At 68.9% G+C, this 19,677-nt stretch carries 21 protein-coding genes; 1 reads left to right on the top strand and 20 read right to left on the bottom strand.

Annotated features, from left to right (window positions below; genetic code table 11):
* The first annotated feature begins 86 nt into the window (after positions 1–86).
* The gene (gene accD, locus V7Z54_RS00890; RefSeq protein WP_334133645.1) at positions 87–956 is read left to right on the top strand and encodes an acetyl-CoA carboxylase, carboxyltransferase subunit beta; all 870 of its coding nucleotides are present in this window, start codon (positions 87–89) and stop codon (positions 954–956) included.
* Positions 957–1,259: 303 nt separating this feature from the next.
* Here the strand turns inward: accD and nagZ are convergent, their stop codons facing one another.
* The 20 genes from nagZ to plsX all read right to left on the bottom strand — a co-directional run bounded on the left by nagZ (position 1,260) and on the right by plsX (position 19,633).
* Positions 1,260–2,345 carry a beta-N-acetylhexosaminidase gene (nagZ, locus tag V7Z54_RS00885; RefSeq protein WP_334133644.1) on the bottom strand — a complete coding sequence of 362 codons (1,086 nt, stop codon included), beginning with the start codon at positions 2,343–2,345 and terminating at the stop codon, positions 1,260–1,262.
* 108 nt (positions 2,346–2,453) lie between these two features.
* Complete coding sequence (acpS, locus tag V7Z54_RS00880; RefSeq protein WP_334133643.1) at positions 2,454–2,900, bottom strand: holo-ACP synthase; 447 nt, start codon at positions 2,898–2,900, stop codon at positions 2,454–2,456.
* A complete protein-coding gene (locus V7Z54_RS00875) occupies positions 2,897–3,700 on the bottom strand; it encodes a pyridoxine 5'-phosphate synthase (RefSeq protein WP_334133641.1) in 804 nt (267 codons plus the stop codon). The genes acpS and V7Z54_RS00875 overlap by 4 nt, the downstream gene beginning before the upstream one ends.
* Before the next feature lie 2 nt (positions 3,701–3,702).
* A complete protein-coding gene (gene recO / locus V7Z54_RS00870) occupies positions 3,703–4,512 on the bottom strand; it encodes a DNA repair protein RecO (protein WP_334133640.1) in 810 nt (269 codons plus the stop codon).
* 1 nt (position 4,513) lies between these two features.
* Entirely contained in the window at positions 4,514–5,551 is a 1,038-nt protein-coding gene (gene era / locus V7Z54_RS00865) for a GTPase Era (RefSeq protein ID WP_334133637.1), read from the bottom strand.
* Positions 5,551–6,246, bottom strand: a complete 696-nt coding sequence (gene rnc / locus V7Z54_RS00860; RefSeq protein WP_334133635.1) for a ribonuclease III — start codon at positions 6,244–6,246, stop codon at positions 5,551–5,553. Before rnc ends, era begins: the two co-directional genes overlap by 1 nt.
* Before the next feature lie 3 nt (positions 6,247–6,249).
* Positions 6,250–6,573: a DUF4845 domain-containing protein gene (locus V7Z54_RS00855; RefSeq protein ID WP_334133634.1), complete on the bottom strand. Its 324-nt coding sequence runs from the start codon at positions 6,571–6,573 to the stop codon at positions 6,250–6,252.
* A 127-nt stretch (positions 6,574–6,700) separates the two neighbouring features.
* Entirely contained in the window at positions 6,701–7,681 is a 981-nt protein-coding gene (gene lepB, locus V7Z54_RS00850; RefSeq protein ID WP_443082397.1) for a signal peptidase I, read from the bottom strand.
* Positions 7,678–9,492: a translation elongation factor 4 gene (gene lepA / locus V7Z54_RS00845; RefSeq protein WP_334133633.1), complete on the bottom strand. Its 1,815-nt coding sequence runs from the start codon at positions 9,490–9,492 to the stop codon at positions 7,678–7,680. Before lepA ends, lepB begins: the two co-directional genes overlap by 4 nt.
* 120 nt (positions 9,493–9,612) lie before the next feature.
* Positions 9,613–11,136, bottom strand: a complete 1,524-nt coding sequence (locus tag V7Z54_RS00840; RefSeq protein WP_334133632.1) for a DegQ family serine endoprotease — start codon at positions 11,134–11,136, stop codon at positions 9,613–9,615.
* 44 nt (positions 11,137–11,180) lie between these two features.
* Positions 11,181–12,170, bottom strand: a complete 990-nt coding sequence (locus V7Z54_RS00835) for a MucB/RseB C-terminal domain-containing protein (protein WP_334133631.1) — start codon at positions 12,168–12,170, stop codon at positions 11,181–11,183.
* Positions 12,171–12,207: 37 nt separating this feature from the next.
* A complete protein-coding gene (locus V7Z54_RS00830; protein ID WP_334133629.1) occupies positions 12,208–12,864 on the bottom strand; it encodes an RseA family anti-sigma factor in 657 nt (218 codons plus the stop codon).
* Between the two features lie 37 nt (positions 12,865–12,901).
* Positions 12,902–13,537 carry an RNA polymerase sigma factor RpoE gene (gene rpoE, locus V7Z54_RS00825; protein WP_334133628.1) on the bottom strand — a complete coding sequence of 212 codons (636 nt, stop codon included), beginning with the start codon at positions 13,535–13,537 and terminating at the stop codon, positions 12,902–12,904.
* A complete protein-coding gene (locus tag V7Z54_RS00820; protein WP_334133627.1) occupies positions 13,534–14,073 on the bottom strand; it encodes a hypothetical protein in 540 nt (179 codons plus the stop codon). Before V7Z54_RS00820 ends, rpoE begins: the two co-directional genes overlap by 4 nt.
* A complete protein-coding gene (gene fabF / locus V7Z54_RS00815; protein WP_334133625.1) occupies positions 14,073–15,317 on the bottom strand; it encodes a beta-ketoacyl-ACP synthase II in 1,245 nt (414 codons plus the stop codon). The genes V7Z54_RS00820 and fabF overlap by 1 nt, the downstream gene beginning before the upstream one ends.
* A gap of 6 nt (positions 15,318–15,323) precedes the next feature.
* On the bottom strand, positions 15,324–15,563 hold the full coding sequence (acpP, locus tag V7Z54_RS00810) for an acyl carrier protein (protein WP_334133623.1): 240 nt from the start codon (positions 15,561–15,563) through the stop codon (positions 15,324–15,326).
* An 84-nt stretch (positions 15,564–15,647) separates the two neighbouring features.
* Positions 15,648–16,397, bottom strand: a complete 750-nt coding sequence (fabG, locus tag V7Z54_RS00805; RefSeq protein WP_334133621.1) for a 3-oxoacyl-ACP reductase FabG — start codon at positions 16,395–16,397, stop codon at positions 15,648–15,650.
* Positions 16,398–16,493: 96 nt separating this feature from the next.
* Positions 16,494–17,447, bottom strand: coding sequence for an ACP S-malonyltransferase (gene fabD / locus V7Z54_RS00800; protein WP_334133619.1), 954 nt, complete (start codon positions 17,445–17,447; stop codon positions 16,494–16,496).
* Positions 17,448–17,519: 72 nt separating this feature from the next.
* Complete coding sequence (locus V7Z54_RS00795; protein WP_334133618.1) at positions 17,520–18,539, bottom strand: beta-ketoacyl-ACP synthase III; 1,020 nt, start codon at positions 18,537–18,539, stop codon at positions 17,520–17,522.
* A 41-nt stretch (positions 18,540–18,580) separates the two neighbouring features.
* On the bottom strand, positions 18,581–19,633 hold the full coding sequence (plsX, locus tag V7Z54_RS00790; RefSeq protein ID WP_334133617.1) for a phosphate acyltransferase PlsX: 1,053 nt from the start codon (positions 19,631–19,633) through the stop codon (positions 18,581–18,583).
* Positions 19,634–19,677: the final 44 nt, after the last annotated feature.

Here is a 19,677-nt window from a genome sequence, read left to right as displayed (position 1 = left end):
CGGTGACGCATAATCACGCGTCGTGTCATACTGGAGCCGGGCGTGGGCCGTCTCGCGCCCGCGCTTATGCTCCACAAGGAGATGCCATGTCCTGGCTGGAAAAACTGCTGCCGCCGCGCATCAAGTCCGAAGGTACCCCGCGCCGCAGCATCCCGGAGGGCCTGTGGATCAAGTGTGCCGGCTGCGAGGCGGTGCTGTACAAGACCGACCTGGAGAAAAACCTCTACGTCTGCCCGCACTGCGCGCACCACCACCGCATCGGCGCACGCGCCCGGCTCGACGCCTTTCTGGACGCCGAAGGCCGCTATGAAATCGGGCAGGAGGTGCTGCCCGTCGATGCGCTCAAGTTCAAGGACAGCCGCAAGTATCCCGAGCGCCTGAAGGAGGCGCTGGAAGCCACTGGAGAAACCGACGCGCTTGTCGTCATGGGCGGTGCGGTGCACACGCTGCCGGTGGTGGCAGCATGCTTCGAGTTCGATTTCATGGGTGGCTCCATGGGGTCGGTGGTAGGCGAGCGCTTCGTCCGCGGCGTGGACAACGCCATCGAGCAGCGCGTGCCCTTCATTTGCTTTACCGCCTCCGGTGGCGCGCGCATGCAAGAAGGGCTGCTGTCGCTGATGCAGATGGCCAAGACCAACGCGGCACTGACCCGCCTGGCGCGGCAACGCCTGCCCTACATCAGTGTGCTGACCGACCCCACGATGGGCGGTGTGTCGGCCGGTTTTGCGTTCATGGGTGACGTGGTGATCGCCGAGCCCGGGGCGCTGATTGGCTTTGCCGGCCCGCGCGTGATCGAAAATACCGTGCGCGTCAAGCTGCCCGAGGGTTTCCAGCGCGCCGAGTTTTTGCTGCAAAAAGGCGCCATCGACTTCATCTGCGACCGGCGCGAGCTGCGCAGCACCGTGGCCAATGTGCTGGCCATGTTGCAGCGCCACAGCGCCGACGCCGTGGCCTGACGCGGCGGCGTGGCAACAGCCAGACCCGGGGCGGCAGTGGGCCGTACCGGCTCGAAGCGGCCATCTCCGCCGCTGCTGGGCCGATGCGACGGCCCGGCTGTCAAACGGCTGCAACGGGACGTCAACAGCGTGCTGCCAGGATGAACCCGATCGCCCTCGGCCTGGGGTACCTGCTGGAAGACGGTGTCATAGACGTCGCCGCACGGGTCCTGGAGCTGCTGGCCCAGGCTTATGGGTGACTGGGCAGTGACGCTCTGGGGCTGGTGGTTATCACGACTGCGGCGCGGGCTCACCGCGCCACGCTCAAGGCAGCAGCTCCAGCGCGCGCTGGTAACGCGCATCGGCCATCAATGCATCCCAGTCGAGAGCTTCGCCCTGCGGCAGCAGGGCACGGCGGCGCCCCTCAGCGGTCTCGTCGGGTACCCAGCGGCCCTCGAACAGCGCGCGGCTCAGGCCCTCGATCAGGTCGTCGATCGGCTCGCCATCGTCCACGGTGCTTTGATTGCACAGCAGCACCAAATCGCAGCCGGCCTGCAACGCAGCCAGCGCCGCCTCGGTCGGGCTCACCTCGCGGCCATCGAGCACGCGTGCTGCCGCCATCGCCAAGTCGTCGCTGATGATGGCACCGGTAAAGCCCAGTTCTGCGCGCAGAATGTCATGCAACCAGCGGCGCGAAAATCCCGCTGGCCGCGCATCCACCTGGGGATAGACGACGTGTGCCGGCATCACCGCCGTCAGCGCTGCGCTCAGCCAGCCATAGGGCGCCGCATCCTCGTTAAGGATGGTCTGCAGGGGCCGCCCGTCCACCGGCAGCTCGGTGTGCGAGTCGGCCTCGGCCCAGCCGTGACCGGGAAAGTGCTTGCCGCAGTGGGCCATGCCCGCCAAACGCAGGCCGTGCATCAATGCCTGCGCCAGCAGCGTCACCACACGCGCGTCGCCATCAAAGGCACGGTCGCCGATCACCTCGCTGCGCCCATGGTCCAAGTCCAGCACCGGGGTAAAACTGAAATCGACACCGCACGCGCGCAGCTCGGCCCCCAGCACGTAGCCCGCCGCTGTGGCCGCGTTACAGGCGGCCAGCGCGGCCTCGCCGGGCCGCGTCTCGGGCGCCTCGCGCCACAGGCGGCCGAACGCACGCATCGGCGGCAAATGCGTGAAGCCGTCGCTGCGAAAACGCTGCACGCGTCCGCCTTCGTGGTCGACAGCGATGAGCAGGTCGCTGCGCACACGCTTGATCTGGCGGCACAGACGCTGCAGTTGCGCGCGGTCGCGCCAGTTGCGGGCAAACAGAATCACGCCGCCGACCAGCGGATGACTCAGGCGGGCACGGTCGGCGTCGGTCAGACGGGTGCCGGCGATGTCGATGATGAGGGGGGCTTGAAAGGTCATGGCATCGGTCCGCAGTCACTCGGCGACTGGATAGGTGGGGTGGGTATGGCGTCGGGCGGTCCAGCGGCGGGACTGCGCTAGGCCGACAGGGGCAAGCCGCACATCTTCTCACACCTCGTCCGCCGGCACCGCTGCAGGCCAACGCAGCGCCGGGGCCACCGCGCCGTCGCGCTCGACGACGACGAACGCGGCCACGAAATCACCCTCGTCGCTGACGCTGACGTGGGCGCGCCAGCCGCGCTCGTCGCACCAGCGCCGCAGCGCCCCGTGCAGTACCACGCTAGGTTGGCCACCGGGCCGGTTGACGATCTCGCAGTCACGCCAGGTCATCGGGCTGCGCATCCCCAGCCCGATGGCCTTGCTGAACGCTTCCTTAGCGGCGAAGCGTGTGCCCAGATAGCGCACCCCGCGCTCGGGCCAGCGCTGGCTGCGCTGCATCCACACCGCCTGCTCCTGCGGCCCAAGGATGCGCGCCGCAAAGCGCACACCGTGCCGCTGCAGCGCCGCCGCGATGCGGCGCACGTCACACAGATCGGTGCCGATGCCAACGATCACGCGAACTCCTGCGAGCCTGGGACGGGCACCGCGTCCGCAGCGGCGATGCAGCGCAGGTACGCCTGCACCGTAGCCGCATACCCCAGTTCCAGCGCGTCCGCGATCAGCGCGTGCCCGATCGAGACCTCCGCCACCCCCGGCACAGCGCGCAAAAACGCAGTCAGATTGTCGCGGTTGAGGTCGTGCCCAGCGTTGACCGCCAGACCGGCGGCATGCGCCGCTGCGGCCGCGGCGCGGTAGCGCTGCAGCTGTGCGCGGCGCGCGGCGACATCGGACCAGGCGGCGGCGTAGGGTTCGGTGTAGAGCTCCACCCGGTCGGCGCCCACCGCGCGCGCTGCCGCCATTTGGTCGGGTTCGGGGTCCATGAACAGGCTCACGCGCGCGCCCAGTGCCCGGGCCTGGGCGATCACGGGCCGCAGGCGCTCGGCGTCGTCGGGAAAACGCCAGCCGTGGTCGCTGGTGAACTGCCCGACGGCGTCCGGCACGAAGGTCAGTTGGTGCAGCGGCAATCCCCGCTGCACCACCGCGCGCGCCACGTCCAGCAGGTTGTGAAAGGGGTTGCCCTCGATGTTGAATTCGCGCCCGGGCCAGTCGCGCAGCAGGGTGCCGATGTCGAACACGTCGCCAGGTCGGATGTGACGCTCGTCGGGGCGTGGATGTACGGTGATGCCGTGCGCGCCGGCCTGCAGGCACAGCGTAGCCGCCCGCACCACGCTGGGTATGCCCAAGTGGCGGCTGTTGCGCAGCAAGGCCACCTTGTTGACGTTGACGGAAAGGGCAGTGGGCACCGATGCGTTCATGATCAGGACTCGGGAAAGGCGGATCGGCCCGCGGGCTGCGCGGACGTCACCGGCGCCGCCAGGCGGCGCACCGCCTGCAGCAGTTCGCGCGTGCGAAAACGCGCCACGCCGCTATGGTAGTGCAGCAGCGCCGCCAGCCCCTGGCGCAACCCGGACTGCGCCAGCGTCTCGGGGCATGCCCGCAGCGCGGCCCAGGGCTCGCGCGCCTGCAAGGCCCGCTGCAGCCGCTGCCAATGCTCCCCGGACAGGGCGCCGGCGTCGTCGTCCGCAGTCGGCAGCAGTCCGGCCTCGGGCTGCAGCCGGTAGCGCTGCGTCGGCTGCAGCGGCAGCAGCCGCACCCCCTCCAGCCCCAGATCCGGCAGCCAGCCCAGCGCGCGCAGCAACAGCAGCTCGAACGCCCGCAGCGCCTGCGTCCGCTGCTCGGCCTGCGGCAGCACCGCCAACGCCGCCGCGTAATGGTCGAACAGCGCCGGGTGGGGATCGTCGCGCATCAGCAGCCGCAGCAGCAGCTCGTTCAGATAGTAGCCAGCCAGCAGCGCGTCGCCCGCCGGCAGCACCTGCGCCCCGGCGTAGTGGGCGGCCTTGAGCGTGCGCACTTCGGCGTCGCCAGACCAGTCCAGCCGCAGCGGCACCAGCGGCAGCAGCACGGCGCGAAATTGCGATGTCGGACGCTTGACCCCTTTGCCGACCAGCACTACGCGGCCATGGTGGCGGCTAAACACCTCCAGGATCAGGCTCGACTCGCTCCAGTCGTGCTGATGCAAAACATAGGCGGGCTCGTCGTGCACCCGCGCGCGCCGCCGTGTCGCCACCTCACTCGTACCCGTAGGCGCGCACGCGCGCTTCGTCGTCCGACCAGCCCGAGCGCACTTTGACCCACAGCTCCAAAAACACCTTGCCGCCCCACAGACGCTCCAGCTCCTGGCGCGCCTCGGTGCCGATGCGCTTGAGGCGCTCGCCGCCTTCGCCAATGACCATGCCCTTGTGGCTGTCGCGCTCGACGATGATGGTGGCGGCGATGCGGCGCAGATCACCGTCGTGCTCGAAACGGTCAACGATGACGGTGGAGGTGTAGGGGAGCTCGTCGCCAGTGAGCCGGAACAGCTTCTCCCGTACCAGCTCGCCCGCCAGAAAGCGCTCACTGCGGTCGGTAAGATCGTCCGGCTCGTACAGCCAGGGCTGCTGCGGCAGATAGCGCTCGCACAGCGGCAGCAGCCGCTGCACGTCGCGCGGCTGTTTGGCGCTCATCGGAAAGAACTCGGCAAACGGGTGCCGATCCTGCATGCTGCGCAGCCAGGGGGCGATCTCGACGCGGCGGTGCACGCGGTCGAGCTTGTTGGCCACCAGGATCACCGGCACGCCGGCGGGCAGCAGCGCCAGCACCTTGGCATCGGCCAAGTCGAACCGGCCGGCCTCGACGACGAACAGGATCAGATCGACGTCGGTCACCGCCCCCAGCACGGTTTTGTTCAGCGCGCGGTTGAGGGCGTTGCCGTGCCGGGTCTGAAAGCCGGGCGTATCCACGAAGACGAACTGGGACGCCCCCTCGGTACGAATGCCGGTAATGCGATGGCGCGTGGTCTGTGCCTTGCGCGAGGTGATGCTGATCTTGTGCCCGACCAGCGCATTGAGCAGGGTGGACTTGCCCACGTTGGGTTTGCCGACGATGGCGATGAAGCCGCAGCGCTGCTCCTGCGGGGCAACGGGTGCCGGCGCAGCGGCGGCGGGCACGGCCGTTTCAGCGGCGGGCGCACCGATGGCGGGCGGCTGGCGTCCCAGGGTCCGGGCCAGCATGCCCTCGAGATCCTCGGACGGTTGGGGCACGGAAGCCGAAGGGGAGGTTTCGTTCATCACGGACGCACGGTGGGGGAAAACCCCTGCAGACGTTGCAACATCGACGCCGCGGCCGCCTGCTCGGCAGCGCGCCGCGACGCCCCACGCCCGATGGCCGGCTCGACCCCGTCGACGCGGCACGCCACCTCGAAGGTCTGGGCGTGCGCCTCCCCCAGGATGGCCAGCACCTCGTACTGGGGCAGCGGACGGCGTCGCCCCTGCAGCCACTCCTGCAAGGCCGTCTTGGCATCCTTGTCCAGCGCCGGCTCCAGCGACACCCCGTCGTACCAGCGGCGGGCCACTGCCTGCGCCACCTCGAAGCCCGCGTCCAGGTAAATGGCACCCAACACCGCCTCTACGGCGTCGGCCAGTATCGAGGGGCGCTGCCGCCCGCCCGAGCGTTGCTCCCCGTCACCCAAGCGCAGCAGCGCCGGCAGACCGAGGTCGAGCGCGATGCGGTGCAGGGCATCCTGCCGCACCAGGCTGGCCCGCACACGCGACAGTTCGCCTTCGGTCTGCTGTGGCAGCCGCTGCACCAGCAGCGTCGCCACCACCAGTCCCAGCACCGCATCGCCCAGAAATTCGAGCCGCTCGTAATGATCGGCCCCGAAGCTGCGATGGGTGAGCGCGCGCTGCAACAGCTCCGGGCGCCGGAAGGTGTGACCCAGGCGCGTCTGCAGCGCCTGCAAGCCGGGAGTATCACTGGCCGTCATGAGTCATTGGCTGCGTCCTCGGTACTTGAGCAGCAGATACGCCGGACCGAACAGATGCACTTCCTTGTCGTAGGCAAATTCGACGACGATCTTGTCGCCATCCTTGCTGATTACCAGATCGCGGCCGCTGACGGCCTCGAAGTAATCAGCGGTCTTGGCGCGCTCGAAAGCGTTGCGGATTTCGGTGACGGTGGTGCCGCTTTGCGCCGCGCGGTTGACCGCCCTCTGGATGGCCATATATTCGGTGACCGTGGGCACGACTTTGGCCGCCAGCACCAACAGCATGGCCACCACCACCCCCACGAACACCAGTCCCACCAGGGACACCCCGCGCTGTCGCATCGTCGCCACCCCCGTTCGGTCACGGGCGGAAACCCTCAATCGCCGCCGTCTGCGGTCAATCATAACGGCAAAGCCGCCCCGCGGGCAGACGCGGCGGCGTCCGCACATCGCCTCATTCAAACCGACCGATGCGGCTGAGGTCGCCGAAGTTCATCCACACAAACACCGCCTTGCCGACGATGTGGCTGTCCGGCACGAAACCCCAGTAGCGCGAGTCGAGCGAATTGTCGCGGTTGTCACCCATCACGAAATAGTGCCCAGGCGGCACACGGCAGGTCACCCCCTCGACCGTGTAGCGGCACTGGTCGCGGAAGGCAAATTCGGTGGCCACCGGAATGAACGCGGGCCGCTCATCGTCGATCAGGGTGCGCACCCGCCTGCCACCAATCGTCTCGATGAACTGAGGACGGTAGCGCATCGCCTCGGCGTCGTAGAAGTCGTGCACCGCCTCGCGCGGCACCGCCTCGCCATTGATAAACAGCCGCTTATTCAGGTAGGCCACCTCGTCGCCCGGCACGCCAACCACCCGCTTGATGTAGTCCAGACTGGGCTGCGGCGGATAGCGAAAGACGATGACGTCGCCGCGCTGCGGCGCTTGGCCGGCAGTGACCTTGGTGTTGACCACCGGCAGCCGCACGCCGTAGTGATACTTGTTGACCAGAATCAGGTCGCCGATGTGCAGCGTCGGCAGCATCGAGCCAGACGGAATCTTAAACGGTTCGAACAGGAACGAGCGCAGCACAAAGACCGCCAGAATGACTGGAAACAGCCCGGCGGTCCAGTCCAGCCACCACGGCTGCGCCAGCAGCCGCCGGCGCAACGCGTCTGCATCGGTGAGCTCGGCAGCAATGCCCAGCGCGGCGCACTCGCGCTGGCGCCGCTGCATTTCTGCCACCGCTGCCTCAGCCGCGGCGCGACGCCGCGGCAAAAATACCCAGCGCTCGGCAATCCAGTAAGTCCCGGTCACCACGACCGCCAGCAACAGCAGCAGCGAAAAATTGCCGTCGATGAAGCCGGCATACCACGCCACCCCGTAGCCGACAAACGCCGCCAGCACCACACCGGTCAGCGCACTCATGGTCTGATCGTTCATACGTCCTCCACCTGCAGGATGGCCAAGAATGCCTCCTGCGGCACCTCCACGGTGCCAATTTGCTTCATGCGCTTCTTGCCGGCCTTTTGCTTTTCCAGCAGCTTGCGCTTGCGCGTGATGTCGCCGCCGTAGCACTTGGCCAGCACGTTCTTGCGTAACGCCTTGACGGTTTCGCGCGCGATGATCTGCGAACCAATGGCGGCCTGGATGGCCACATCGAACTGCTGGCGGCTGATGATTTCACGCATCTTTTGCACCACGGCGCGCGCCCGGTATTGCGCCTGACTGCGGTGCACGATGATGGACAGCGCATCAACCTTGTCGCCGTTGAGCAGGATGTCAACCTTGACGACGTCTGACGGTCGGTACTCCTTAAACTCGTAGTCCATCGACGCGTAGCCACGCGAGACGGATTTGAGCTTGTCGAAGAAGTCCAGCACGATTTCGGCCAGCGGCAGGTCGTACGTCAGCAGCACCTGTTTGCCGTGGTAGGCCATGTTCAACTGCACGCCGCGCTTTTGGTTGCACAGCGTCATCACCGGCCCTACGTAGTCCTGCGGCACATAGATATGCACCGTCACGATCGGTTCGCGGATTTCCTGAATGCGCCCCGGGTCGGGCATCTTGGAGGGGTTTTCGACCTCGATGACTTGGCCGTCACCCTTGACCACCTGATAGACCACGCTCGGGGCGGTGGTGATGAGGTCTTGGTCGAACTCGCGTTCCAGCCGCTCCTGCACGATCTCCATGTGCAGCAGGCCCAGAAACCCGCAGCGAAAGCCAAAACCCAGCGCCTGCGACACCTCGGGCTCGAAATGCAGTGAGGCGTCGTTGAGCTTGAGTTTTTCCAGCGCGTCGCGCAGCGCGTCGTACTCGCTCGCTTCGGTGGGGTACAGGCCGGCAAACACCATCGGCTGCACCTCCTTGAAGCCGGGCAGTGGCTCGCTGGCCGGCTCCAGGTTGGCACCGCTGGCGGTCTTGAACGAGGTGACGGTGTCGCCCACGCGCGCGGCCTTGAGCTCCTTGATGCCCGCAATCACGTAGCCCACTTCGCCGGCGCGCAGCGCCTCGCGCGGCTGGTTGGCGGGGGTGAATACGCCCAGCTTTTCGGTCTGGTACTGCGCCCCGGTGGCCATCAGGCGGATGCGGTCGCCGCGGTTGAGGCTGCCGTCGACCACGCGCACCAGCATCACCACGCCGACATAGTTGTCGAACCAGGAGTCAATGATCATCGCGCGCAGCGGACCGTCGGGGTTGCCGCGCGGCGGCGGCACCTTGGCCACGATCGCCTCCAAGATGTCGTCGATACCCAGGCCGGTCTTGGCCGAGCACGGAATCGCCTCCGACGCATCCAGGCCAATGACGTCTTCGATTTCTTGCTTGGCGCGTTCGGGGTCGGCCTGCGGCAGATCCATCTTGTTGAGCACCGGCAGCACCTCCACCCCGAGATCGAGCGCGGTGTAGCAGTTGGCCACCGTCTGCGCCTCCACGCCCTGGCTGGCGTCCACCACCAGCAGCGCACCCTCGCAGGCCGACAGCGAGCGGCTGACCTCGTACGAGAAGTCGACGTGCCCCGGTGTGTCGATGAGGTTGAGGTTGTAGGTCTGTCCGTCGCGAGCGGTGTACTGCAGGGCGGCGGTCTGGGCCTTGATGGTGATGCCGCGCTCCTTCTCCAGTTCCATGGAGTCGAGCACCTGCTCGGTCATTTCGCGCTCGCTCAACCCCCCGCAGCGCGCGATCAGCCGGTCGGCCAGCGTGCTCTTGCCGTGGTCGATGTGCGCGATGATGGAAAAGTTGCGGATGTGCTTCATGGCCACAGAAAAAGGGCGCGCCGGCGGCGGGCGCGCCCGTGTTGCAGGCAAACTCTTGATTTTATGCGGGATCAACCCCGGGGGCGGCATCCCCGCCCAACGACCGGTTGCCGCCCGGGTTTAGGGCCGCACCAGCACCCACTGCGCCCAGTCGCCGCGGCGAATGAGCAGCCCGATGGCACGACCCTTGGGCGCATCGGCCAGGGCGCGCTCGAGATCACGCACACTGCCCACCGGCTGATTGCCCACACCCACCACCACGTCGCCCGGCTGGATGCCGGCACTGGCGGCTGCGCCACTGACTTCGGTGACCCGCACACCACCTTCGACCTTGAGCTCGCGGCGCTCGGCGGCGCTGAGCTCGCGCACGGTCAGGCCCAGCGGTGTCGCCTGCGCACCGCCCGGAGTCTGCGCCGTCACCACCGGCTCCTCCTCCAGCGCGCCCACCGTGACGGTGACGGTGCGCGTCGCGCCGCGCCGCCAGATCTCCACCGGCACGCGCGAGCCGGGCTTGGTCGCCCCCACGATGCGCGGCAGATCGACCGACTTGTCCACCACCTTACCGTCGAAGCGCAGAATCACGTCCCCGGGCTCGATACCGGCCTTAGCCGCCGGAGAGCCATTTTCGACGCCACGCACCAGCGCGCCGCGAGTTCCCCCGAGCCCGACGGCCTCGGCCACCTCTTTGGTGACCGGCTCGATCGCCACGCCGATGCGCCCGCGCGTGACCTTGCCGAATTGCCGCAGCTGCTCGGCCACCTGCACCGCCTCGTCGATCGGAATGGCAAAGCTGATGCCCATGAAGCCGCCGGAGCGGGAATAGATCTGGCTGTTGATGCCCACCACCTCACCCCGCATATTGATCAGCGGACCGCCGGAGTTGCCGGGGTTGATCGCGACGTCGGTTTGGATGAAGGGCAGGAAATCGCCCGTTTCGCGCTGCTTGGCGCTGACGATGCCGGCGGTGACGGTATTGTCCAGCCCGAACGGCGAGCCGATCGCCACCACCCATTCCCCCACGCGCAGCCGATCGACGTCGCCGATGCGCACCGGCCGCAGGCCGTTGGCGTCGATCTTGACCAGCGCCACGTCGGTGCGCCGGTCGGCACCGACCACGCGCGCCTTGAACTCGCGTTTGTCGCTGAGGGTGACGATGACCTCATCGGCGCCATCGACCACGTGCGCGTTGGTCAGGATGTAGCCATCGGCGCTATAAACGAAGCCCGAGCCGACACCGCGCTGAATCTGCTCGGGCTCGCCACGCGGATTGCGCGGCCCGCGCGGGGCCACGCCGGGCGGCAACGGGATGCCGAAGCGCCGAAAGAATTCGCGCATCTGCTCGTCGGCGTCGGGCAGCGGGGTGGGCGCCACGCGCTCTACGGTGCGGATGTTGACCACCGACGGCCCGACGGTGTCCACCAGCACGGTGAAGTCGGGCAGTCCGGTGACCAGCGGCGCCGACGGTGTCGGCACGGCTGCCGAAGGCGCCTTCGACGTCACCGGCTGGGCCCCGACCACCCGTTGCGCCCCCACCCCCACCCCGGCCAGGGTGGCCACCGCCAACACCGACGCCGCGCCCCACAGCCAGGGGCGCAGGCGACGTGTTCGCGCGGTCTGCGTCCCGCCATCGCTTTCGTATGCCATCGTGTCTTCCTCGTTCCTTGGTATGGGCAGCCCGCCCGCCAGCCTTAGCGCGCGCGCTCGACGGCCGCCATAAAACGCTCCAGGGTCCTGGGCGGCACCTCGCCCAGCGCCGTGATGGCGTGGGCCCCAACCCGCTGCGCCAGCACGTGCGTAGCACCGCTGGCGGTGCGTGCGCCCGGCAGACCGTCGCCGGCACCGAAAAACAGCGACAGCGACGCCAACCCATCGGAGAATACGCAGTGCAGCGGCTGCCGGGCACCCGCGTCGTCGCGCACCCAGCAGGAGACCGCCCGAAAGCCCGGGACGGCCGACTTCAGCCGCCACCCCTCGGCCTCCAGCGTGGTCTTGCGCAGCGTCGGCCGTTCGATACGATAGCCGCGCGTCTCCTCCATCTGCCGCGCCAGTGTCTGCAGCCGCAGCGGCACGTCCAGCTGCAGCTCGGTAAACGCCATCTGCTCCAGCACCGCCCCGTCGGCGCCGAGGATCTGCTGCTTCAGCACCAGGCCCGACGTCTTTTCCGACCAGATGCGGTAGCCGTAGCGCCAGTCGTCACGGGGCCGAAACTCGACCACCCACGCATCCCGCCCAGCCAACCGCTCGCCGCCACGCAGCTCGGCCTGGTAGTGCTGCGCCACGTCGAAACCGGCCAACGCCAGCGGCCCGGGAAACGCGCGCAGCACCTCGCGCCGGTCACGCACCCCCCATTGCTTGTCCGGCAGCAGGGTCAGCACCTCGTCGTCGCGCCGCCACGTCACCCGCGCCGGGCCGTTGAGCACCTCGATGCGCTCGATCTGCTGACGACCGTCACAGACGTGCACCACCCGTGCGGTCGTGATGTCGCTGCCGCGCGTGACGACGAACGTGCCGCTGTAAGCGCGCTCGCGCGTGGCATCGTGCAGGCGCTGGATCCACGCCTGGATGTCGGCGGGCGGCGCGCCGGTGGCCGCCGGCAGCTGCGACGCCGCCAACGCCAAAACCGCGGTGCCCAGCGCCAGCGCCGCCCGCCGCGCCCACCCGCTTGGCACGCGTCCCATATGGCCAGACCACCTCATCGCGCCCTACCCCCGGCGTTCAGCGCGCAGGCGCCTCGACGCTGGCAGTACGCAAAAAGCCGGCGCTGGATTGCAGGGCCGACGCGCCGCCCCACTGGCGATGGGCCGCCAGCAGCTCATCGAGCTGCGGGTCGCGCGTGGCCGTCGGTAGCCCCGCTGGGCGCGCCATCGCCGCAGCCGTCGGGACAGTCACCGCCGCCGTCGGCGCCACGACTGCCGACAGCGGGGATGTCTGCGCCAGCTGCGCGTCTCCCGCGGGTGCGCCCACCAGCGCTCCCGCCTGCCAAGCCAGCGTCAACACGGCCGCCAGGGTCGCCACCCCTGCCACCATTTTCCAGCGGAAGACGGCGTCGTTGGCAGCCGGCCGTGGCGTTCGCCGCACATCGGCAGTCGGCGCCGTCGGCAGCGCGGATACCGGATTCGCCGCCGGCGGCTCCTGCGCGATGCGGGCCATCACCGCCCGCACGAACGCCGGGTCGGCCGCCTGCGTCTGCGCGGCGGCCTGGGCGCGCAGCGCCTCGCCGATGCAGTGGTAGGCATCCCAGGTGAGGTCGTCGTCGGCGTCTAGCGCACCGCCGGGCACCGCTTGCGCCTCCCCGTCGAGAAGGGCGGACAGCCACTCGCGCCGCGCCGTATCGGCGCCGCACGTCGGATTCGATACCCTGTCAGCGTTCATATTTCACCATCCTCTGGCAAGCCGCCAACGCGCCCCTTCACCACCGCTTGCCCGACTGCCGCTCCAGCAACGGTTTGATCCGCGCCGAAATCGCCTCGCGCGCCCGAAAAATGCGCGAGCGCACGGTACCGATCGGGCAGTCGAGCGCCTGCGCGATTTCCTCATAACTCAAGCCGTCGATTTCCCGCAGCGTGATGGCCTGCGCCAATTCGGTGGGCAATGCCTCCACCGCCGCTTGCACCGCCAGCGCGATTTCTTTGCTGGCCAGTACGGCGTCGGGGGTTTCGGTGTCCGCCACCTGCGCCGTTAGTTCCTGCTCCAACGCGGAAGTTTCGTCGCCGTCCTCGCCGTCGTGCAGCGCGCTCATCGGCACCAGCGGGTCGCGCTTGCGTTCCTGCAGCGCCTTCTTAGCGGTGTTGACCGCGATGCGGTACAGCCAAGTGTAAAACTGAGAGTCGCCGCGAAACTGCCCCAAGGCACGCCAGGCGCGGATGAAGGTTTCCTGCGCCAGGTCCGGCACCAAGTCGGCGTCACGCACCAGCCGCGCGATCAGGCGCTCGACTCGGCGCTGGTATTTGACAACCAGCAATTCAAATGCGCGCGCATCCCCGGCAGCGGCGCGCTGCACCAGCGCGGCGTCGGCATCGGAGAGGCGGCGGTCGTTGTCGCTCATGGCGCTGCGGCGGGGCTATCGAATATAGCCGATCGAAACGCGCCGCCCGTGACAAGGCACTGGCGCACGCGCCGCCACTGCACGGCGCAAGCGTCGGTCAGCGCGCCTGGCCATGCCCAGCCCCACAGCGTGCGCCCATCGCCCGTAACGGCTGACAGCAGCAGCGTATCGCCGCCGTCCCACACCACGCGCAGCGCGCGCAACGGCACGCCGCGCGGCCAGGCGGGCCCCAGCGCCACCGGGGCCGTCGGTGCAGCGCCGCGCGTGTGGCCACCAACGCGGTGCGACGCCGCTTCGGGCAGCCACAACGCCGTCCAGTCGGGGCGGCGGGCGGCCCATGCGGACCAGCCCACCAGAGCGGCTACCGCCAGCGCAGGCCATGCCCACGTACCACGCAGCGTGCCCGGCGTCAGCGTTGCCGCCACGACCCCGAGCAGCAGCACGGCGGCCACCGCCACGGCGCGCAGGCGCCGCACCCACACCGGCGCGCCAATGGGCACCACGATGCCGTCATCGGGCCCAAGGCCGCCAGCCATCAGACGCGCTTGAACACCAGGCTGCCGTTGGTGCCGCCGAAGCCGAAGTTGTTCTTCAGTGCGACGTCGATGCGCGCGTCGCGCGCCGTGTTGGCGCAGTAGTCCAGATCGCACTCCGGATCGGGCTGGTGCAGATTGATGGTCGGCGGGATCTGCTGGTGATAGACGGCCAGCACGGTGAACACACTCTCCAGGCCGCCAGCGCCGCCCAGCAGGTGGCCGGTCATCGACTTGGTGGAGCTGACCACCACGCGCCGCGCATGCTCACCCAGCGCCGCCTTGATGGCGTTGGTCTCGTTGACGTCACCCAGCGGCGTGGAGGTGCCGTGGGCGTTGACGTAATCGACCTGATCGGGGTTGAGGCCGGCGTTGCGCAGCGCCTGCAGCATCGCGCGCCGCGGACCATCCATGTTGGGGGCCGTCATGTGTCCGGCGTCGGCGCTCATGCCATAGCCAGCGATTTCGGCGTAGATGCGCGCCCCGCGTGCCTTGGCGTGCTCGTATTCCTCCAGCACCAGCACGCCCGCGCCTTCGCCGAGCACGAAGCCGTCGCGGTCCTTGTCGAACGGGCGCGACGCGGCCTGCGGCTCGTCGTTGCGGGTGGACAGCGCGCGCATCGCGGCAAAGCCCCCGATACCCAGCGGCGACACCGTAGCCTCGGTGCCGCCAGCGATGACGACGTCGGCGTCCCCGTATTCGATCAGGCGCGCGCCTTCGCCGATGCAGTGCAGCCCGGTGGTGCAAGCCGTCACCACCGCCAGGTTCGGCCCCTTGAAGCCATAGCGCATCGACACGTGCCCGGAGACCATGTTGATGATGGACGCCGGCACGAAAAAGGGCGAGATGCGGCGCGGCCCGCGTTGGGTGAGCTCCGTGTGCGTGGCCTCGATCAGCGGCAGACCGCCGATGCCGGAGCCGATCACGCAGCCGACGCGGCACGCCTCCTCCTCGGACAGTGCCTCCCCCACCGGCAGTGCGGCATCGGCCACCGCCTGTGCCGCAGCGGCGATGCCGTAGTGGATGAAGGTGTCCATGGTGCGTGCCTCCTTCGGCGGGAGGTAGGCGTCGAGCGCGAAATCACGCACCTCACCCGCGATCTGGCAGGCAAAGGCACTGGCATCGAACTTGGTGATGCGGTCGATGCCGGAGCGGCCTGCGAGCAGGTTGGCCCAGGCCGCCTCCACCGTGTTGCCCACGGGACTGACGCAGCCCAGGCCGGTCACGACGACACGGCGGCGGCTCATGCGCAGTTACGCCTTGTAGTGCGCCTTAGCGTAGTCGATCGCCTGCTGCACGGTGGTGATCTTCTCGGCGTCTTCGTCCGGAATCTCGATGCCGAACTCGTCCTCGAGCGCCATCACCAACTCGACGGTGTCGAGCGAGTCGGCACCCAAGTCGGCCACGAACGCCTTCTCGGGAGTGACCTGGCTCTCCTCGACGCCGAGCTGCTCGGCGATGATCTTCTTGACGCGTGCTTCGATGTCGCTCATAGTGCCCTCATGGGGTGGTTGAAAACAGCCCCGGCATTGTAGCGGCCCCGACAACCGGCCCGGCCACCACGCGCCGGCTGACACTCAGGCCATGAACATGCCGCCGTTGACGTGCAGCTCCTGCCCGGTGATGTAGCCCGCCAGCGGACTGGCCAGAAACGCCACCGCGTGCGCCACGTCGGCGGGCTTGCCCAGGTGGCCAAGCGGAATCTGGGCCAGCAGGGCCTGCTGCTGCTCGGCCGGCAGGCTGGCGGTCATGTCGGTCTCGATGAAGCCTGGTGCCACGCAGTTGGCGGTGATGCGTCGGCTGCCGAGTTCGCGCGCCAGTGCGCGGGTCATGCCCGCCACCCCGGCCTTGGCCGCCGCGTAATTGGCCTGACCGGGGTTGCCCGCGGCGCCCACCACGCTGGTGATGTTGACGATGCGCCCGTAGCGCTGCTTCATCATCGGCCGGATGGCGGCGCGACACAGACGGAACACCGCCTTCAGGTTGGTGTCGAGCACCGCATCCCAGTCCTCATCCTTCAGGCGCATCGCCAGCATATCGCGCGTGATACCCGCATTGTTGACGAGGATGTGCAGCGCGCCACGCTCTTTGACGATGGACTCCACCAACGCCTCGGCCGCTGGGCCGTCGTTGACGTCCAGTCGCACCCCCTGGCATTGGGGGTAGGCCGCCAGCGCCTGGGTGATGCGTTGCGCACCGTCCTCACTGGTGGCGGTGCCCACCACACGCACGCCGCGCGCCGCCAGCTCGCGCGCAATCGCCGCGCCGATGCCCCGCGTGGCGCCGGTCACCAGCGCCACCTGCCCTTCCCATGCCTGTTCAGACATTGCTTGCTTTCCCTCCATCATGCCCGCTGCGCACCCGGCTTATTGGAAACAGGCCGCGCAGCGCAGCCGCAACCCGTGGCAGGTCGCGTCTCGTTGTCATTCAGCCAGTGCGGCGCGCACCTCAGCCAGTGTAGCCGGATCGTACAGCGCCAGCGCCTGCAGGGCCGGATCGATACGCTTGGTGAGCCCCGTCAGCACCTTGCCGGGGCCACATTCCACCAGCGTCTGCACACCGCGCGCGCGCAGCGCCTGCACGCACTCCACCCAGCGCACGGGGCCAGCGGCCTGCCGCACCAGCGCGTCGCGGATGCGCGCCGGGTCGCTCTCCACCGCCACGTCGATGTTGTTGATCACCGGGATGGCCGGCGCCTTGAGGTTGACCGCGGCCAGCCGCTCGCGCAGCGCCTCGGCCGCCGGCTGCATCAGGCTGGAGTGAAACGGTGCCGACACCGGCAGCGGCAGCGCGCGCTTGGCACCGCGCGCCTTGAGCAGATCGCACGCCCGCTCCACCGCGGCCCTGGTGCCGGCGATCACCGTCTGCGCCGGGTCGTTGAAGTTGACCGCTTCCACCACCTCGCCACTGCCGGGCGCAAACTGCGCCTGCGCCTGGGCACAACCCGCGCGCACGGCGTCGGCATCGAGCCCTAGGATAGCTGCCATCGCCCCCGCGCCCACCGGCACCGCCTGCTGCATGGCCTGGGCGCGGAAACGCACCAGCGGCGCGGCCTCGGCCAGCGTCAGCGCACCCGCCGCCACCAGGGCGCTGTACTCGCCCAGCGAGTGCCCGGCCAGCGCCACCGGGTCGGCGCCGCCTTCGGCTTTCCACACGCGCCACGCGGCCACCCCGGCCACCAGCATCACCGGCTGCGTGTTGGTGGTCAGCGCCAACGCCTCCTTGGGGCCGTCGTGGATCAGACAGCCCACGTCCTCGCCCAGCGCGTCCGACGCCTCCTGCAGCGTGGCGCGCACCGCCGGATGGTCGCCCCAGGCGTCGAGCATGCCCACCGACTGCGATCCCTGTCCAGGAAAAACGAAAGCGAATGTCGTCATCTCTGTGTCCCGTTGCCTACTCCGGGTCACGCGCACCGCGCCATGCGCAGGCGTCCTCCCGGCACTGCCCACTCAGTACCGCACCAGCACCGAGCCCCACGTAAACCCGCCGCCCACGCCCTCCAGCAGCAGCAGCTGCCCCGGGCGCACCTGCCCGGTGCGCACCGCGTCGTCCAGCGCCAGCGGGATGGACGCCGCCGACGTGTTGCCGTGCCGGTCCACCGTCACCACCACGCGCTCCATGGGCAGGCGCAGCTTGCGCGCCGTGCTCTGCATGATGCGGATGTTGGCCTGGTGCGGAATCAGCCAGTCGATGTCTGCCTCGGTCTTGCCGGCCTTGGCCAGCGTGGCACGGGCGGTTTCCTCCAGCACTCCGACGGCGAGCTTGAACACGGCCTGGCCGTCCATGCGCAGCAGCGGATCGCCCAACACCTGCCCGCCGGTCACCGTTCCCGGCACGCACAAAATGCCGGTGTGGCGCCCATCGGCGTGGATGTCGCTGGCCAGGATGCCGGCTCCGCTGCCGTCGTGCTCGGCCGCTTCCAGCACCACGGCCCCCGCCCCGTCGCCGAACAAGACACAGGTGGTGCGGTCGTCGAAATTGAGCAGGCGCGAAAACACCTCCGCCCCCACCACCAGCGCGCAACGCGCGGTGCCCGTGCGCAGCAGCGCGTCGGCCACCGTCAGCGCGTAGATGAAGCCGGTGCACACCGCCTGCACATCGAACGCGGGGGCACCAATCGGGCCTTGATCCCCCTGGGCCTGCGCTGCCTCGTGCAGCTTGCGCTGCACGATGCTGGCGGTAGAGGGAAACACCATGTCGGGGGTAGAGGTGGCCACCACGATCAGGTCCACCTCGTGCGGCTGGCGACCGGCAGCCTGCAACGCGCGCAGGCTGGCCTGCACCGCCAGATCACTGGCGTCGGTGCCGGGCTCGACGAAGTGGCGCGCGCGGATGCCGGTGCGCTCGACGATCCAGGCGTCGCTGGTCTGCAGCCCGCGTGCTGCCAGCAGCGTCACCATGTCGTCGTTGGTCAGGCGTTTGGGCGGCAGCGCGCTGCCGGTTCCCGTGATGCGGGCGTACAGGCTCATCGGCAATCGTTCTTTCGGTCGCAGCGGGGCGCAAGCGCCCTTCAGGTCGGTGCAGGGGACGACGCAGACGACGCGGCGGACTCAAGCCACGCCGTGGTCTGCGCGATGCGGCGCTGCACCCGGTCGAGCAGCCCCGCTTGGGCCGCATCATACGCGCGCCGCAGCGCGTGCTCGAACGCCAACGCGTCCGCCGAACCGTGGCTTTTAAACACCAAACCGCGCAGGCCCAGCAACGCAGCACCGTTGTAGCGTCGGTGATCGAGGCGACGCTTGAGCCGCATCAGCACCGGCCACGCCGCCGCGGCAGCCAGCCGCGCATACCAGCCGCGGCTGAACTCCTCGCGCAAAAAGCTGCCGATCATGGCGGCCAGTCCCTCGCTGGTCTTCAGCGCCACGTTGCCGACAAAGCCATCGCACACCACGATGTCTGTTGTGCCCTTGAAGATGTCGTTGCCTTCCACGTTACCGTGGAAGTTGAGCAGCCCGCGCGCCGCCGCCTCGCGCAGCAGCTGCCCAGCGCGCTTGATGACGTCGTTGCCCTTGATGATTTCCTCGCCGACGTTGAGCAGACCGACGCTGGGGCTGTCGCGGCCGGCAGCGGCCACCAGCGCCGACCCCATCAGCGCAAACTGCAGCAGGTGCTCGGCCTCGCAGTCGACATTAGCCCCCAGGTCGAGCACCGTGGTGGCGCCGCCCGTGGCGTTGGGCAGCTGGGTGGCGATCGCCGGGCGGTCGATCCCGTCCAGCGTCTTGAGTACGAAGCGGGCAATCGCCATCAGCGCGCCGGTGTTGCCCGCCGACACCGCCACGTCGGCCGCGCCGTCCTTGACTTGCGCGATAGCCACGCGCATCGACGAGTCTTTTTTACGCCGCAGCGCCACTTCCACCGGGTCGTCCATCGCCACCACTTCGGCGGCGGGCACCACGCGGCAGCGCGCTGACGCCAGCGGCGCAGGCAGCGACGCCAGGGCATCCGGATGCCCCACCAGCAGCAGCTCGGCCTGCGGACAGGCCGCCGCGAATGCGGCACAGGCCGGCAAGGTTACCGGAGGGCCGAAGTCGCCCCCCATGCAATCGACGGCAATGCGGATCACGGACACGCGACGCGCAAGCACAGGCCCGGCGCCGCCGAGCCGCC

It is taken from the genome of Tepidimonas sp. (assembly GCF_036824975.1).
In the GTDB taxonomy this organism is placed as follows: Bacteria; Pseudomonadota; Gammaproteobacteria; order Burkholderiales; family Burkholderiaceae_C; genus Tepidimonas.
Note: the sequence above shows the minus strand (reverse complement) of the source record. Positions and strands in the feature narration are given on the sequence as shown.